13 protein-coding genes are annotated in these 17593 nt (G+C 32.3%); 8 read left to right on the top strand and 5 right to left on the bottom strand.

Annotated elements, in window-relative coordinates; genetic code table 11:
• The first annotated feature begins 308 nt into the window (after positions 1–308).
• From CDLVIII_RS05315 to CDLVIII_RS05300, 4 genes are read left to right on the top strand one after another with little or no spacing between them, the layout of a single operon-like run.
• Positions 309–1475: an amidohydrolase family protein gene (locus tag CDLVIII_RS05315; RefSeq protein WP_009168400.1), complete on the top strand. Its 1167-nt coding sequence runs from the start codon at positions 309–311 to the stop codon at positions 1473–1475.
• A gap of 32 nt (positions 1476–1507) precedes the next feature.
• Positions 1508–3001, top strand: a complete 1494-nt coding sequence (locus CDLVIII_RS05310; protein WP_009168399.1) for a 4Fe-4S binding protein — start codon at positions 1508–1510, stop codon at positions 2999–3001.
• 3 nt (positions 3002–3004) lie between these two features.
• Positions 3005–3877: an FAD:protein FMN transferase gene (locus CDLVIII_RS05305; protein WP_009168398.1), complete on the top strand. Its 873-nt coding sequence runs from the start codon at positions 3005–3007 to the stop codon at positions 3875–3877.
• The gene (locus CDLVIII_RS05300) at positions 3867–4451 is read left to right on the top strand and encodes an amino acid synthesis family protein (protein ID WP_009168397.1); all 585 of its coding nucleotides are present in this window, start codon (positions 3867–3869) and stop codon (positions 4449–4451) included. Before CDLVIII_RS05305 ends, CDLVIII_RS05300 begins: the two co-directional genes overlap by 11 nt.
• Before the next feature lie 278 nt (positions 4452–4729).
• Here CDLVIII_RS05300 and CDLVIII_RS05295 read toward each other — a convergent pair whose 3' ends face one another.
• On the bottom strand, positions 4730–5563 hold the full coding sequence (locus tag CDLVIII_RS05295) for a DDE-type integrase/transposase/recombinase (RefSeq protein ID WP_347462169.1): 834 nt from the start codon (positions 5561–5563) through the stop codon (positions 4730–4732).
• A 370-nt stretch (positions 5564–5933) separates the two neighbouring features.
• Here CDLVIII_RS05295 and CDLVIII_RS05285 point away from each other — a divergent pair.
• Both CDLVIII_RS05285 and CDLVIII_RS05275 read left to right on the top strand, forming a co-directional pair.
• A protein-coding gene (locus CDLVIII_RS05285; RefSeq protein ID WP_085959790.1) for an IS3 family transposase occupies positions 5934–7099 on the top strand; the annotation gives its coding sequence in 2 pieces (ribosomal slippage) (positions 5934–6192 and positions 6192–7099; 1167 coding nt in all).
• A 563-nt stretch (positions 7100–7662) separates the two neighbouring features.
• Complete coding sequence (locus CDLVIII_RS05275; RefSeq protein ID WP_009168394.1) at positions 7663–8547, top strand: NAD(P)-dependent oxidoreductase; 885 nt, start codon at positions 7663–7665, stop codon at positions 8545–8547.
• A 60-nt stretch (positions 8548–8607) separates the two neighbouring features.
• On the opposite strand, the gene CDLVIII_RS05270 is transcribed toward CDLVIII_RS05275, so the two are convergent.
• Entirely contained in the window at positions 8608–9510 is a 903-nt protein-coding gene (locus tag CDLVIII_RS05270; protein ID WP_009168393.1) for a LysR family transcriptional regulator, read from the bottom strand.
• A gap of 171 nt (positions 9511–9681) precedes the next feature.
• Between CDLVIII_RS05270 and CDLVIII_RS05265 the strand changes: the two genes are divergently transcribed.
• Both CDLVIII_RS05265 and CDLVIII_RS05260 read left to right on the top strand, forming a co-directional pair.
• Entirely contained in the window at positions 9682–10851 is a 1170-nt protein-coding gene (locus CDLVIII_RS05265; protein WP_009168392.1) for an MFS transporter, read from the top strand.
• 201 nt (positions 10852–11052) lie between these two features.
• Positions 11053–11568: a transcription repressor NadR gene (locus CDLVIII_RS05260; protein ID WP_009168391.1), complete on the top strand. Its 516-nt coding sequence runs from the start codon at positions 11053–11055 to the stop codon at positions 11566–11568.
• 143 nt (positions 11569–11711) lie between these two features.
• Here CDLVIII_RS05260 and yqeC read toward each other — a convergent pair whose 3' ends face one another.
• The 3 genes from yqeC to xdh form a co-directional block, all read right to left on the bottom strand.
• On the bottom strand, positions 11712–12506 hold the full coding sequence (gene yqeC / locus CDLVIII_RS05255) for a selenium cofactor biosynthesis protein YqeC (RefSeq protein ID WP_009168390.1): 795 nt from the start codon (positions 12504–12506) through the stop codon (positions 11712–11714).
• A 405-nt stretch (positions 12507–12911) separates the two neighbouring features.
• Complete coding sequence (locus CDLVIII_RS05250; protein ID WP_009168389.1) at positions 12912–14237, bottom strand: nucleobase:cation symporter-2 family protein; 1326 nt, start codon at positions 14235–14237, stop codon at positions 12912–12914.
• A 555-nt stretch (positions 14238–14792) separates the two neighbouring features.
• Entirely contained in the window at positions 14793–17423 is a 2631-nt protein-coding gene (gene xdh / locus CDLVIII_RS05245; protein ID WP_009168388.1) for a selenium-dependent xanthine dehydrogenase, read from the bottom strand.
• Between the last annotated feature and the right edge of the window lie 170 nt (positions 17424–17593).

Raw genomic sequence — 17593 nt, 5'->3', positions numbered from 1 at the left:
ATTTATAATTATTTTATTTTGAAATTTTTACCTTCTATTTTCTATCTTTACACCTGTCTTGACAGCTGATTTTTGCTTGTAAAGTCAACTGTACTGTACACTGTAAATTCAGCTCTATTTTACAACTTTTCATAATCTGCAATTTTAAAATTTACGATTGACTTTATTTTTAAACATAGCTATACTTAATAGCAGGAAAATATTTTTTCATAAAAAAAGCAATGGCGCTTAATTCGAAAATGAATTTTTCATTTTTAAAAGCGTCATTTTTTTATTTATTAATCTTAATTAAGGAGGACTTATATTCTATGAATACAATTATTATAAAAAATATCGGAGAAATAGTAAGCGGAGATATATCAAACCCTATTCTTAAAGAAAACACTATAATTATTGAAGACAAGAAAATAATTGCAATTGGTAATGAAGATTTATTAACTTCTTATTCTAATGCTGATGCAACAATTATTGATGCCAATAACACTACTGTTATTCCAGGCTTAATTGATTCTCACGTACATACTACTTTAGGGGATTTTGCACCACGTCAAAAAACTTTAGATTATATTTCTAGTGCCCTACATGGTGGTGTAACTACAATGATTTCAGCTGGTGAATGCCATACTCCAGGCAGACCAAAAGATCCTGAAGGCACTAAAGCACTTGCTATTCTTGCTTCAAAATCTTTTTATAATGCACCTCCAGCTGGTGTAAAAGTACACGGTGGAAGTCTTATATTAGAAAAAGGTTTAGTAGAAAAAGATTTTGAGGAATTAAAAAAACAGGGAGTATGGATTGTAGGAGAAATAGGTCTTGGGAGTGTAAATACTCCTAAAGATGCAGCACCTATGGTAGAATGGGCGCATAAATATGGTTTTAAAGTACAAATGCATACTGGAGGAACTTCAATTCCAGGAAGTTCAACTGTAACTGCAGAAGACGTAATAGCAACAGCTCCAGATGTAGTTTCTCATATTAATGGAGGTCCAACTGCAATTTCCCTTGAAGAAGTTGATAAAATCATTGATAAAACTAGTTTTGCTCTTGAAATTGTACAATGCGGAAATCCTAAAGTTGCAAATTATGTAGCAAAACAAGCTGAAAATAAAAATATGCTTCATAGAATTATTTTTGGTAATGATGCTCCATCTGGTACTGGACTAATTCCACTTGGAATTCTTAGAAATATATGTCAAATTTCATCGATTTCAGAAATCCCGGCAGATAAAGTTGTAGCAATGGCAACTGGAAATACAGCAAAAGTATATGAGTTAAATACCGGAATAATAGCTGTAGGTAAAGAAGCCGATTTAGTTATTATGGATGCACCTATGGGAAGTATTGCTGATACCGCTTTGGAAGCCTTTGAAGCTGGAGATATTCCAGGTATAAGCATGGTACTTATTAATGGCGAAATAAAAGTGTCAAAAAGCAGAAATACACCGCCAGCAAAGCGTCAAGGAAAAATTATTTAATTTTTATTTTTAAAGGATTGGGGATATTTATTATGGTAAATATTAATGAAAACTGTAAAGGCTGTGGAATTTGCGAAAAAAATTGTCCATTAAATTCTATCAAGGTTGAAAATAAAAAAGCACAGGTTGAAGCTAAGTGCGTAGAATGTGGAATTTGTATACGTGTATGTCCATTTAAAGCCATAGAAAAATCATCAGTTTCAGAAAAAAGCGTTGTCTGCAGTTCTTGTCCAATTCAATGTCATGTAAAAGAAGGATTTACAGGAGCTTGCAAGCGCTATACAAATGAAAATGGTACTTTAGTTCGTAATCGTGCTCTTGTTATTAATAATGATAAAGTTTCAGAAATAAATCCAAAGCTTGCAACTCCTATAATAACTGGAGTTGGAGCTGGAACTACATATCCGTGTTTAAGACCAGCTCCTCATATTGTCAGTGAAAATCGTAATGGCATTGATGTTGTAACTGTAGTAACCGAAGCACCATTAAGTTATAGCGGTGTCACAGTTAAGTTAGATACAAATTCACACATTGGCGAAGCCGGCGATAAAATTTATCGTGATGGGAAAATTGTAGGAATGGTATCAACAGAAGAATATGGTTCTAAAATGTTAAGCATTGGTGGTGCTAATCTACTTACATCCAAAGAGGGATTTATTGTCGCTAAAACAATAGTAGAACTTGCCAATGGAGAAGAGGTTAATCTTTCTGTAAATAAAAAAATTTCTTTAAAATTAAAAACAGGTTTACCTCCAATCATAGATGGTATTGAAGAAACAAAAATGCGTGTTGGCTGCGGAAGTGCTACTGTTGGACTTTTTGCAAGAAAAATGAAAGAAGTTTGTGATGAAGTAATAGTAATTGATCATCATGTAATAGGTCTTCTTTCAGAACATTTAGCTGGAGCAGAGGTTGGTTTATCTTGGAGCGGAGTTATATTAAATGGAAACAAAAGCTCACGCGGAAGATATTTTGGAGATATGGGCGATGGAATTGGTGGGACAACAATTAAAAACCCAAAGGATATTATAAAAGGATTTGACATGAACATAGCTAAGATAGGAATGAAAATACTTGTTACAGATACTACAGGAAAGACTAGAGCATTTTTTGAATTATTAGAAAATGGTGAGATAAAAGAAATTCAATTAACAAAAGAAGCAGATGAATTAGTTACACTTATATATAATAACTGTGAAGATTCCAAAGTTTCTGTAATGTATGTTGGTGGAACTGGAGGTAGTGCAAGAGGCGGTGTTGCTGTAAATCCTATTGCAGTTACTAAAGCTGTCCATGAAGGAAAAGCAGTATTAACCATTGGCGGCGCGCCAACCTTTGTAATGCCTGGTGGAGGAATTAACTTTATTGTAGATACTGAAAAGGTAGTTAACAAAGCATTTACCTGGGTTCCTACTCCAGCTACTGTAGCTCCCGTTGAATACACAATGACAAAAGCTGACTACGAAGCAATCGGCGGACATATGGAAAAAATTGTAGACATTAATTCCTTTGAAAAAGAGGACTAATATATGAATTCTGAATTTATACAAATACTATCTGATGGAAAAGTTTTTTTTGATTATGGTCCTGTGTCCATGGTGATATCAGCATTTGATCACAAAAAACCATTAACTGATTTATGTGTTTCTGCTTTTGAGGTTATAGAAATAACTTTAAAGGAACTTTCAATTTCACTAGATATTTTAAAACAAAAACCTTCCTTAATAAATCCTCATTGTTTAGAAGGATTATCGAGAAAAATGTATGATGCAGTAATTATTACTAAAAATCCTGACTTAACCCCAATGGCAACAATAGCTGGAATAATGTCAGATAAGGTTGCAGACTGGATTTATGAACGTGGAGGAAAAAAAGTAATTGTCAACAATGGCGGTGACATTGCTTTAAGATTATCTGATGGAGAAAGTGTTACCGTTGGAGTTCTATCAGATTTGAATACAAATAATATAGATGCCACACTTACAATTTCCAGTGAAGATACCATAGGCGGTATAGCAACCAGCGGACTTGGGGGAAGAAGCTTTACTCAAGGAATAGCTAATGCTGTTACAATATTAGCTAAAACCTGTACCCAGGCAGATGCATTAGCTACTCATATTGCTAATAAATCTTATGTTTCATCTAAAAATGTCGTCACTGTAAAAGCTGGGAATATAGATCCAGATAGTGATATTAAAGACTTAGAAGTAGTTGTTAGTGTCTCACAATTATCTCATAAAGAGATTTCTATGGCATTGGAACAAATGAAAGAAGAAAGCAAATATCAGCTTGAATTAGGAAATTTATACGGAGTTTTAGCTAATGTTCAAGATAAATATTTATGCTATCCAAAGGAATATTTTATAAATAAATTAAAAGGAGATAAAGATTATGAATGTTGAAATTAGAAAAATTGTAACTAATGTAGAAGAAGTATTTTTTGAAGGTTTTAAATCACTTGAAAATCCAATAAAAAAATGTAGTGTTGCAGCAGTAATAAAAAATCCTTTTGCAGGAAAGTACGTTGAAGACTTAAGCGAATTGAGTAATATAGGAGAATACCTTGGAGGATATTTAACTGCCATTGCAGTAAAAACCATGGGAATTGAAAAAAGTGAAGTAAATAGTTATGGAAAAGGTGCTATTATTGGTTTAAACGGAGAACTTGAACACGGGGCAGCTATTCTCCATCCTAAATTAGGTAAGCCAATGCGTGAAGAAGTAAATGGAGGTAAAGCAATTATTCCATCATCCAAAAAATCTGGTGGCGCTGGAACAGCTCTTGATGTACCTTTACACTATAAAGATGCTGCTTTTGTTAGAACTCATTATGATGCTATGGAAGTTAGAATTCCTGATGCGCCAAAAGATAATGAAATTGTTGTAGCACTTGTTGTTACAAATGGAGGACGCCCACATCCTCGTATAGGTGGGTTACAAGTTAGTGAAATTAAAGGCGAAGATGGTTTAAGATAGTATATTTTTATATGAAATAATTTAAAAAATAGCATGAGTGTGAGCACATATTATGACTTAAAGTTAATAGTAAAGCTCTCCATGCTTTTTGTAAATTTTAAGTAGATAAATAAAAATAGATAGTGTAAAGTGAGCTATGAAAAACAGAAATAAAAAATTAGCTGCCAGTATTAGTTAAAATTATCTGATTTAGTAAGATTGTAATCAATTTTGAGAACAACAAAAGACCTCCGTTAGCGAAGGCAAAAAAAGTAAACTATATTAAAATTAACAAGAGCTCATGAGCATTGGTTTTCTTGCATATAAAGTATAGTTTGCTGACCAAGGCTAATAAGTATTTGCCATTTAGCAGGCATGTTATCAGCTTGTTTTAATTGATCAATCTCATTTAGAGGCCGCCAATAATTATAAGAATGTGGGCGCAGAAAGTTGTAATACGCAACCCAAAGTGAGACTCCGTAAAGGGCACCGTCTTCACTCCCATAGCCACAAGTAACACGATATGATGATTTAAAAGTACGATTTAAGCGTTCTACTACTTGTTTAACCCAACGGTATTCTTTAGAAACCGCATCATCATTTGTAAGTCCTATTACTTGAGTGAGGTCGAAAATCTTATCTTCTTCTAGTTCAAATTGTTGTCTAGCTAGAGGATAAGCACTATAACCATCAGCAATAAATTTTAGCATTTTATTAGGGAATGTTTGAAACTTATCAAAAGCCATTCGCATAGCGAGTATGCATGGACCAACAGCTCTTGTGTCAGATACCTGATAACCAAGAATAGACTTTTTACAAGCATCCATAACAATCCAAACATAATGCCTGATGCCTTTTACTTTTATGTAGGTTTCATCGGCAGAAAGGATTTTAGAAGGTTTGTAATCAAAGGTATCTACAAATGGTTTAATTACAGCAGCTGCAGTTAATGCATAGTTAGCAACCATAGTATGTGATATTTTTATAGCATGTATCTCCGCTAAAGCGTGAGCGGTTTGTCTAGTTGAAAGCTTTAGATTAACATGGTAAGTCAAACATAATCCCATAATATGAGGATTAAACTTTTTAAAATTAAAGTTGATAGCACGCTTAGAAAGTGTATGTAAATTCATCTTAAAGAAATCAACAATAAATTCTCTATAAACATAGTGAAGTTTGTATTTATATTTATCAGAAGATTTTATATTACTAGGAAGTCTTTTAAGACAATCTAAGTAGTATGAACACTTGGGATTTGTACATTTATGAATGCGAAAATGCTTACGATCTTTCTTTTGAGAAAGAGTATGACCACAATGAGGACATACAAGTACTACAGGCTTAGTAACATAATTACTTTCGTTGAAATTTTGCCCACAAATCTTGCATTGGAACTGACCTCTATTGCCGTTGTTATCGTAGATATAATGATGTGACCCTTACCCACTTTGATAGACACAAGGAACTCGTGGTATATTAGAAGTGAGGGAAGGATGATATATTATGAAGAAGAAATATAGTGTGGAATTTAAAATAGAAGCAGTAAAAAGATTAGAAAAAACGGGAGAGCAATTAAGTAAAGTAGCAAGAGAATTAGGAGTAGCACCAACAACAATGAATGGCTGGGTTCAAAAATATAAAGAATCGCCTGAAACTCCCTTTCCAGGTAGCGGACACCTTAGACCTGAAGATGAGAAATTAAAAAAATTGGAAAGAGAAATCAAAGAACTTAAAGAAGAAAATGAAATATTAAAAAAAGCGGCAGCCTACTTCGCCAAGAACCAAAAATAAAGAGGTTTGAGTTTATCAAGGCTAATTGCAATAAATACCGAATAGCGAAGCTGTGTAATGTTCTAGAAGTGTCTAGGAGCAGTTATTATGCATGGGATAAAAGGCCTGAGAGCAATAGATCTAAGGCAAATAAAATACTATTAGAAAAAATTAAAGATATCCACAATGGAAGCAAAAAAGTCTATGGTTCTATAAAAATCAGAAAAAAATTAAATGATGGCAAGAATCCTCCAATAAATCACAAACGTATAGAGCGATTAATGAATGAAAATGGCATAAAATCTAAGGTTAGCAAAAAGTTTAAGGCTACTACTAACTCAAATCATAAACTTCCAGTAGCTAAAAATATTCTTGATAGAGATTTTTCTGTGGAGAAACCCAATGAAAAAATGGTTAGTGATATTACATATGTATGGACTGATGAAGGCTGGCTTTATGTAGCTGCTATAATGGATTTATGTGGACAAAAAATTGTTGGCTTATCAATGAGCGAAAGAATGACAAAAGATTTAGTGATTAATGCATTAAACGACGCGTATAATAGCGCTGGAAGGCCTAATGGTGTTATTTTACATTCAGACCGCGGGTCTCAATATTGCTCAACTGATTACCAAAATTTAATAAAAAAGTATAATTTTATTTGCAGCATGTCTCGTAACGGTAATTGTTGGGATAATGCTCCTATGGAATCTTTTTGGGGAAAAATGAAATGCGAATGGCTTTATGAAAATCACTTTAAAACACGAGATGAAGCCCGTGCAGCTGTATTTGAATATGTTGAGATATTTTATAACAGACAAAGGATACACGCTTCAAACGGTTATATAACACCAGAACAATATTATAACAATGCAAAGAAAGAATTAAAAGTAGCATAGATTTTGAGATATTACGATATTCTGCGAATAAGTTAGATATTACGAGTTTAAGTTGTCTATTTTATTGGGGAAAGGGCAATGAGGTGCACCACACTTTGGGCAGATAGTTCTACTAGGAATAGACTTACCGTTCCGTCGTTGGACGTGTTTTACTACCTTGTTATATTTGTACTTGTAATAAGCTAAAAGAAATTTATAGTCAACTTTTTCAAAACGAATAATTTTAGGAAGTTTATCTACTTTGAATTTTTGGTATTCTGGGCTGTTAGAATCATCAAAAGCCCATTGACTCAAGGGAATATTTCTTGAGATAAACAAAACAAGTTTATAAATAGTTTTAATTAAATATTGATTATATAAAAGTAAATAAGTTATAATTGAATCCAAGACAATGACATCCTTTCATGTTGTTTTTGGTTTTCGAAGATTTAATTATAACATGAAATTAGGGGGTCATTGTTTTTTTATACAAAAAAACGTTCGAACCCTTGATATATAAAGAAAAATTTAAGAAGATTAGTGTAAATACTTTACGCTAACTAAAAATAAAGGATGGGATATATATGAAAATTGGATTTATCGGTTTAGGAGCTATGGGTAAACCAATGGCATTAAACCTTATTGCATCTGGATATGAAGTATATGTTTATGATGTAGCAGAGGAAATAATTAAAGAAATGGAAGCTGAAAAGGGAATTCCTTGCTCTACTCCCGTTGAATTAGCAAGGAAAGTAGATGTAATAATAAGTTCTTTACCAAATGCTAAAATAGTCGAGTCAGTAATGTTAGGTAAAAATGGTGTGCTTAAGGGTTGTAATAAAGGTGTTACAATAATTGATATGAGCAGCGTAGCTCCAAATACAACAAAAGAAATTTCTAAAATTGCACAAGATTATAAATTAACATATATTGATGCGCCTGTAAGTGGCGGAGTTACTGGTGCAAAAAATGGTACTCTAACAATTATGGTTGGCAGTGATAAAGAAACTTTTGAAAAAGTCTCTCCTATTTTAAATATTCTTGGAAAAAATATTTATCATGTAGGACCAGTTGGTTCTGGAGATGCAATTAAAGTTGTAAACAACTTACTTCTTGGCTGTAACATGGCTGCTTTAGCAGAAGCTTTGATTCTTGGAGTAAAATGTGGATTAAGTGCTGAAACCATGCATGAAATTATAAAAGTAAGTTCTGGAAGAAGTTATGCCTTTGAAGCTAAAATGGATAAATTCATTATGGCAGATAATTTTTCAGGTGGATTTGCAGTTGATTTACAATATAAAGATTTAGGCTTAGCACTTGAAGCAGCAAAAGATACGCATATGCCATTGCCTATCACCTCTGCTACATCTCAAATTTTTGAAGCAGCACGTGCAAAAGGCCTTGGAAAAGAAGATATGTCATCTATAATTAAAGTTTGGGAAGATTTAACTGGAATAAACATACATTAAAAATATGTAAAAAGAGAGATTTACACAAGTAATAATCTCTCTTTTATATATATATATTACTTAAAACTTTATATTTTTATCAAAACTTTTTATGAAGTGCCGCGCAATAGTAGATATATATTTATTTGAAATCCATATCAAAGCTGACTTTGATTCTATTGACGGCTCTATAATTTTTTTAATTTTTAAATTTACATCTGGTATCAAATTAGAAGAAGTGAATGGAACAATGGCAATGCCTATTCCAACCTTCGCCCAACTAAGAGAAGACATAATTTCATCATTTTCGCAAATAATTTTAGGTACAAAACCTTTTTCAGCACAAGCATCTTCAATAATATTATGAAATCTTCGATGAATTATGAGTGGCTTATCTTTTAAATCATTCAAAGGAATTGTGTTCTTTTCTATATTTTCATAAAATTTTGGTTTAGCAATTGTTACAAATAAATCATTAAATTCCTTCTCTAAATTCTTATCTTGTATATACAACGAGTTATATTTATTGGTATTAAATGGTTCTCTTACAAATCCAATATCAATAACTCCATTATTTAGTAATTCTGTAATTCTAAAACTTCCCCCTTCCCATACCTGAAAAGTTATATTAGGATATTTCTTATTGAATTCATAAATTTTTTGAGGAAGTATTGTAACACCTGCTGAACCAACAGTTCCTATATTCAGAGTTCCTTTTGTACCTTCATTTAGATCTTTCAGCTCATTAATAGTAGAAGTAAATAAACTTATCAACTGTTCAGATTTATGCTGAAGAATTAGTCCCGCTTCCGTTAACTCTAAATTTCTACTGTTTCTTTTAAATAAAATTACGCCTAATTCCTCTTCTAATAATTTTAGTTGCAGACTAAGAGGCGGTTGTGATATATTTAGGCGCTTTGCAGCAGCTGTTATTTGCCCTTCTTCAACAATAGTAAGAAAATACTTAAGTTGCTTAATATCCATTTATGTTACTCCTTCTTTATCTATATATTTTATATATGAATCCATTTAAATTAAGTATTTTTAATATAGTTCTCTATTTGTTATAATAATAAAAAAGTATTACTTTTACAATATAAAAAATTTTTTTAGTTTATATAATTTAAATGCATTTAAAATTAGGAAAGGATATATATGAATAAAAAAGTAGGAATTATAAGTGCTGGGCATTTAATAACAGACATATATCAAGGTGCATTGCCAGCTATGCTTCCTTTTATAATAGCCAATAGAAACTTAAGCTATGCTGCTGCTGCACTAATAATCTTTTCGGCTAATATTAGTTCATCAATAATACAGCCCTTATTTGGGATTTATTCTGATAGAATATCAATTCCTTGGACATTACCTTTTGGAGTTTTATGTGCAGGAATCGGAATAGGGTTATCAGGAATTACCTCCAACTATTATTTATTGCTTTTTATTGTAGCCCTTAGTGGAATCGGAGTTGCTTCTTATCATCCAGAAGGCGCAAGACTTGCAAACAAACTTTCAGGAAAAAATAAAGGAGCTGGAGTAAGTACATTTGCCGCAGGCGGAAATATAGGTTTTGCTGTAGGTCCAATGATAACAACAGCTATCTTACTAGCCTCCGGTTTAAAAGGCACATTACTTTTAAGTATTCCAGCAATTATTATGGGTTCTATTCTTATTTGGCAATTACCAAATTTCTCAAAGCTAGATAAAGATGAAACAATAATTAACACTGATTTTAAGAAAATACAGGAAGAAAAAAGCATTGATGAATGGAGACCATTTTCTAGGTTAACCTTAACACTTCTTTGCAGATCTATAATATTTTTTGGTTTAAATACCTTCTTGCCATTATATTGGATACATGTATTAAAACAGTCAGAAGTAAGTGGAAGTATTGCTTTATCTACATTAATAATCGTAGGTGCATTTGGTACTCTTATGGCTGGAAGACTTGCTGACAAGGTAGGAAATAAGAAAATAATATTAATTGGCTATTCTTGCTTAATCCCTTTAATGTTAATATTTATAAATCTTACTAATTCTACACTAGCCGGCTTAATATTAATTCCATTGGGACTTGCCTTATATGCACCATACAGTCCAATGGTAGTACTTGGTCAGAAATATTTACCAAATCACATGGGATTAGCATCAGGTGTAACAATGGGGTTAGCCGTGACAATGGGAGGTTTAGTTTCTCCAATATTGGGATGGATATCTGATAATCACGGAATACATACAGCAATTTCATGTTTAGTGATCATGCCATTTATTGCAGTCGCACTTGCGATAAAGCTTCCTAAACCAAAAATTGATTCACTTAATTAAAATGTAATATTAAACATTTATGAACAAACATTTTATATAAGCACTCTATTATGTACCTTCTAAACTTGACCTAAAAAATATAAAATGTTATCATTAATAGCGAAATATATGTTTTTTAGACAAAGATGTCATTGCAATTAAATTTGTAATGGCATTTTTCACTATTTACTTTAATGTCATTTACACAGGGGGGAATAATTAATGAATACACTAGAAAGGCGTAATAAAATAAAACAAATTTTATATGATAACAATACTCCAATAAGTGGAAACCTCTTAGCAAAACAATTAAATGTAAGCAGGCAAATAATTGTGGGTGACATTGCATTATTACGTTCAGAAGGCAATGAAATATTAGCAACCCCGCACGGATACCTAACCACTCTAAAAGAAAATTCAAATTATCTTACAAAAACAATTGCCTGTAATCATAAAAAGAATGAAATATCTAAAGAGATCTATACAATAATTGACAATGGTGGTGCTATTCTAGATGTAACAGTAGAACATCCACTATATGGTCAAATTTGCGGTTCTATGCATATTTTTTCACGCTATGATGCTGATGAATTTATTAAAAAATCACAATTACACAGTTCACCATTGCTTTCTAATCTAACACAAGGAATTCATCTTCATACTATTAGCTGTAGTAATGAAGTTATCTTAAACAGAGTGTTATCAGCCTTAGATGAAAAAGGAATTCTAATGAAATAATTATACTGATAAAAGGTGTTGAAATTTATCACCTTTTATCAATATAATCCTTCTATATATGTTGGATATTAGAATTGCATTCAAGAATTTTATGACTTTAAACTAATTGCAATATATACAGCAGCTATATCTTCTTACCTAAATTATTGTAATTTATTTCTAAATGTCGTCATTATAACTTCCTTTACTCCAAAATTGAATAATTCCTTTGATACCCCTTTAGCTTTTTCTAATTCTTCTGCTATATCTACTTTATTAATAATAATTTTATAAGAGCCTATTACATTTTTTCTAGTGCCTTTTTGATTTGTTAATATATTAGCCATATCCCTTGGATTAATAATATGCTTTTCATCTGTCTTTAAAAATTCTGAAACTAAATCCGCTCTATGACATATTTCCTTTATACTTTTTCCTAAAGCATCAATACCACATACTCCAATAACTAGACTGCTTCCCTCTAGTATTACTGGTTCATGTTCAGCTGGCACTTTAATTGGTAGCCTCTTTGATCCATCCGCTTCAACCAAAACAAAATCCGCTAATTCTATAAGTTCTTTAGCCCTCTCCATTGGAAGACCACTTATTTTTTCCAACGTTTCTTCTTTTGATTTGTACATTTTATCAGAACATATACCTTTTTCAAATGCCTTTATTCCAACTGTAATTAAATTCTCATGGTATAAAAGCTTAATAATATCCTCCTTTTTTCCTGTAAGCACTACATTATTTTGTGGCATAAACATATGAGTAGTTGTAGTTACAATTACCTTTTTTTCTAATTCGCTTAATTCTTTCCCTAATTCATAAATTAAACTTGTTTTACCCCCTCCGCCAACAAATGAGATGGTTTGATTTTTATTAATATCTATTTTTAATGCTTTAACTAATAAATTGTGTTCTTTTATCTCTCCATTAATACACTCGAAAACTTTCATTCTTTCTCCTTTAGTTAATATTTATATTACTTTTCTAGAACAAAATCGCAGGCGACTTTTGAGCCGTAGACTTTTTTACGCATCTGCCTTTCCGAATGCATGTGAGAAAAATCTGGCAGGCGAATATGATTATTTTTTATTCTTTTTTCACGCTAAACCTAATGAAATTCCCTTTTCCATAAGTTATCCCCACAAGGAGTACCAAGTCCACAAATCGTCAAAAAATATAAGTTCTAAAGAAATAAAAAGCAAAAACCTCCAGTTATTGCTATACATTTTGATGTTATAACATAACAGGAAGTCTTTAAATCAGTTGTAAGTTAATGAAAAAAAGCACATTGCTTTTCTTCTTTTTGTACTGACAAAGTCTCTTAACCTTGCTAATATACTTTTTTATAAGTATTTTTATATATCGCTATCTTTTTCCTTATTACCATGGTTTAAAAATGCATTAAGAATTACAGCGACTACAGATGCCGAAACTATACCACTACTAAAGATTGATTTAAAAATTGTTGGTGTATTATCAAGTAAATTAGGTACAGTAGTAATTCCAAGTCCTATACCAATTGAGCAAGCAACAACAAGCATATTTGAATTTTTATTAAAATCTACACTTGAAAGCATTTGAATTCCTGCAACTGCAACCATTGCAAACATTACAGTTGTAGCCCCTCCTATAACAGGTTGAGGTATTATAGTTGCTAAAGCAGCAAATTTAGGAATTAATCCTAAGGCAACAAGAATAATACCAGATGCTACAACAACAAATCGGCTCTTTACTTTACTTAAAGCTAAAAGTCCCAAATTTTGATTGAATGTTGTATATGGAAACGAGTTAAAAATTCCTCCTAAAATTGTTGCAATTCCTTCTGCTCTAAGACCACGTACAATATCTTTTTCAGTAATTTCTTTTTCACAAACTTTTCCGATTCCAAGGAATGTACCTGTTGATTCAATCATGACTGTTAACATAACAAAAGTCATCATGATTATTGATCCAAGATCAAATTGTGGTAAGCCAAAATTAAATGGATGTACAAAACTTATCCATTCTGCATTTCCTATAGCAGAGAAATCTACTTTTCCAATAAACGCAGCAACTATTGTTCCCAAAATAATGCCATTTAAAACAGACACTGCTTGAAAAAATCCTTTTAAGAATTTGTTAGATAGTAAAATGACAATCATTACAAATGCTGCTAATAAAAGATTTTCTATGCTTCCAAAGTCTTTAGCCCCTGAACCTCCACCAATACTTGTAACTCCTACATTTACTAATGAAAGACCTATCATGGTAACTACTGTACCAGTTACCACCGTTGGGAAAAATCTTAATATTTTTCCATACAATGGTGCTACTAACACAACAATAATTGCAGCTACTATTATTGAACCATAAGCTGTTTGCATTCCTAAGTTCTTACCAACAATGATTAATGGTCCAACTGCAGCAAAGGTACAGCCTAAAATTGCTGGAAGCCTAATACCAATATATGGTCCTATACCAATTGCTTGCAATAAAGTAGCGATACCACAGGTAAACAAATCTGCTGCTACTAAAAGTGCCAATTGCTCTGGTGTTAATCCAACTGCTCCTCCAATAATTAACGGAACTGCTACTGCACCTGCATACATAGCTAGTACATGTTGTAAACCCAAAATAGCAAGCTTGCTTACTGGCAGCTTTTCGTTTATTTTACTTTCTTTTTCTAAATTGTTGTTTGACATAATAAACCCCCTTAATATTTTTCTTAAGTAATTTAAGGCATTGTCGAAAAAATTATGCCTAAATAATTTCAATTTTATCTATGTATATTTAAATATTACATAGCTGGAAAATTTGTATAAATAATTTATTTCTATTCAGTTTATCTCTTAGCAATATTATTCTATCATAAAAAATAAAAAAGTCGAATATTTTTTTTATTATTTAAAATATAATTCGTTAAAACACAAACTTTTTTTAAAAATATGTGTATATAATTAAGTTTTCATTCCATTTACCTTCTCTTCCTGCCTATCTTTATATAATTATAGTTATATTTATGGGAAATCTCACCATATTATAATATAAACATCTTTTTTATTAGGCACCTTAAAATAAATAATAAGTCCAAAATTGCAAAATTTGTAAAAATATGCTACCGGATGGACTTGTTATTTATTTGATTGTGCCTTAATACCTATAGAAATTTTAAAATTGCAGTTATTCGTTATTTAATTTTTTATTTTGCCACATATGTTCCTTGAGGCTAGACTTTTACTTAACTAAAAATATCTATTTTACTTCGTAGCAGTAACTTTCTGCTTTTTATAATACGTATTTTCTAAAGGGTACTTGCATCTGAATACACCATCTTTTTTGTAATATGCATTTTGACAAGCTGGTGCCCCCATTACACATACTATTTCACCAATTCCCTTTGCACCAAATGCAACACTGTCAGGATTATTTTTTTCAACTAAATGCACTTCAACGGTCGGCATTTGATTTGCCCTAAAAACTCCTAAAGTTCCAAGCTTAGCCTGTGGAATTCCACCTTTTAACGGAAAATCCTCTGTTAATCCATATCCAAGTCCCATTGCCACTCCTCCTTCAACTTGACCTGTTGCTGAGAGTGGATTAATTATTCTTCCTACATCATGAGCCGCAATCACTTTAACTAATTTTCCATCTTTATCAATAATAACAAGCTGTGTCGCAAATCCATAAGAAATATGACTCACTGGATTTGGTTTTATAGATCCAATTGGATCTGTTTTAAATTCAAATTCTCCAATGTATTCTTTCTCTTCTAATTCTTCTAAGGTATGTCCATCATTTAAATCTGCTTTTAATTTTAAAGATGCCTGATGAGCTGCTTCTCCAGCAAAAGTTGTTTGACGTGATGCTGTTGTGGTACCTGAATCCGGTGTATATTTTGTATCAGGATGCTCTACAATAATTTGCTCTGGAGTTAGTCCAGTTGTCTCACAAATTATTTGCAGCAAAACAGTTTGTATTCCTTGTCCTATAGCACCTGCTGAAGACCTAGCATGAACCTTTCCATCCATTATTTTTAAGTTGCAGCGTCCTATATCTTGTACACCTACTCCAACTCCAGCATTTTTCATGGCACATGCAATTCCTACATAATAATTTGAGTCTGCTTCATATCTTTCAAAATCATCTTTTACTGCCTCTAAAGTTTCTACCATTGCAGTGCCCCCATCTGCAATCTGCCCATTGGGTAATGACTGACCAGGTCTTATTGCATTTCGATAACGAAATTCCCATGCTGAAATACCTGCTTTTTCTGCAAGCTTATTTATTAAAGGCTCTACAGCTGCACAAGACTGAGTTACTCCAAATCCACGAAAAGCACCGGCTGGTGGATTATTTGTATAATAAGCATTTCCCTCAATATCTACATTTTGATAATTATAAGGACCACCTGCATGTGTGCACGCTCTTTGTAAAACTGGTCCGCCTAAAGATGCATAAGCACCTGTATCTGATGTAAGTCTTGCTTTCATTCCTTGAAGAATTCCATTTTCATTACAGCCTATCTTACAATAAATTTCCATTGCATGACGTTTTGGATGATAATTTATACTTTCCTGACGGCTAAAAAATACTTTTACAGGTCTCTTTGTAAGATATGCGCAAAGAGCTGCCTGATGCTGTACACTCATGTCTTCCTTTCCACCAAAGCCTCCTCCAACAACTGCACTTTGTATTCTTATTTTCTCCATAGAAATTCCTAAGTAATTACTTATTTCGTGATATTCATCATAAATCCCTTGAGCTCCTGTAATCACCGTTACACCATCTTCATCTTCTGGAATACCAATAGCAGTTTCAGGTTCCATAAAAGCATGTTCTGTTGGTGGAAGTGTAAAAGTACCTTCAACTACAAATTTTGAATTTGCAAGAGCAGTTTCCGCATCTCCACGTTTTACTTCTTCATGATCAAACACATTATTTTTAGGAATAGTAAATTTACCAAACTGCATAAAGCCTTTACCATGAATTTGATAAGCGTTAAGAGCAGCAGCTTCTTCTGGATTTATAACTGGTTTCAATTCCTCATATTCTATTTCCACTGCTTTTACAGCAGCTATTGCTTCTTCTTTTGTTTCTGCTACAACCATTGCAAGTGTATCTCCACAGCACTTTGTTTCTTCTCCAATATCAATCATGCCTGGCCAGTCTTGAGCTAAGTGTCCTATGTATCTATTTCCTGGAATATCCTTTGCTGTATATACAGCAACAACTCCTGACATTTTAATTGCTTTACTTGTATCAATGGATAATATTTTTGCACGAGCATACTTACTGAATACATTTTTTCCATATAACATTCCCTGAAAATTGTAATCATCTACATACTTCGCTGTTCCTATGGTTTTGCCTTTAGCATCAACCCTACAGGTTTTTTCTCCAACCTTGCCTGTTTGCTTTAGCTTAGGTACTTCTAAATCTTCTCTCAGCATTTTTGCTGCTAGAAGAATGCCTTCTTCTATTTTGGCATATCCAGTACATCGACAAATATTAGTCCTAATTGCCTGCTTTATATCTTCTCTTGTAGGATTTGGATTTTTATCTATTAAACATTTACCGCATATAACCATACCTGGAATGCAGAATCCGCATTGTACAGCTCCAGCAGCTGAAAAAGCATATACAAATACGTCTCTTTCTCTTTCAGTAAACCCCTCTATAGTTTGTATCTTTTTCCCTTCAAGTTTGGAAAGCTTTTGAATACATGCACGAGTTGTCTTCCCGTCAATAATAACAGTACAAGTCCCGCAGGCACCTTCTCTGCAGCCATCTTTTACAGATGTTATCTTAAGTTTTTCCCGAAGAAAGTCCATTAATACCATATCTGTTTTTGATTCGTAATCTTTACCATTTATATTTACCTTAAACATTTTGAAACTCCTCTCCAAGAAAATTTGGTATGCCCATAGCTTTTTAATTGATAATATACAATTAAGAATTAATAATTTATAATTATGATTAAAAATTATTAATATAAATTCTTTTTTCAAAATAATCTGAATATATTTTTCAAAAAGACTTGTAATTTAAGTCACTCTGT

The sequence above is a fragment of the Clostridium sp. DL-VIII genome, from assembly GCF_000230835.1.
Taxonomy (GTDB): domain Bacteria; phylum Bacillota; class Clostridia; order Clostridiales; family Clostridiaceae; genus Clostridium.
The sequence above is the reverse complement of the archived record's forward strand: the minus strand, read 5'-3'. Positions and strand labels throughout refer to the sequence as shown.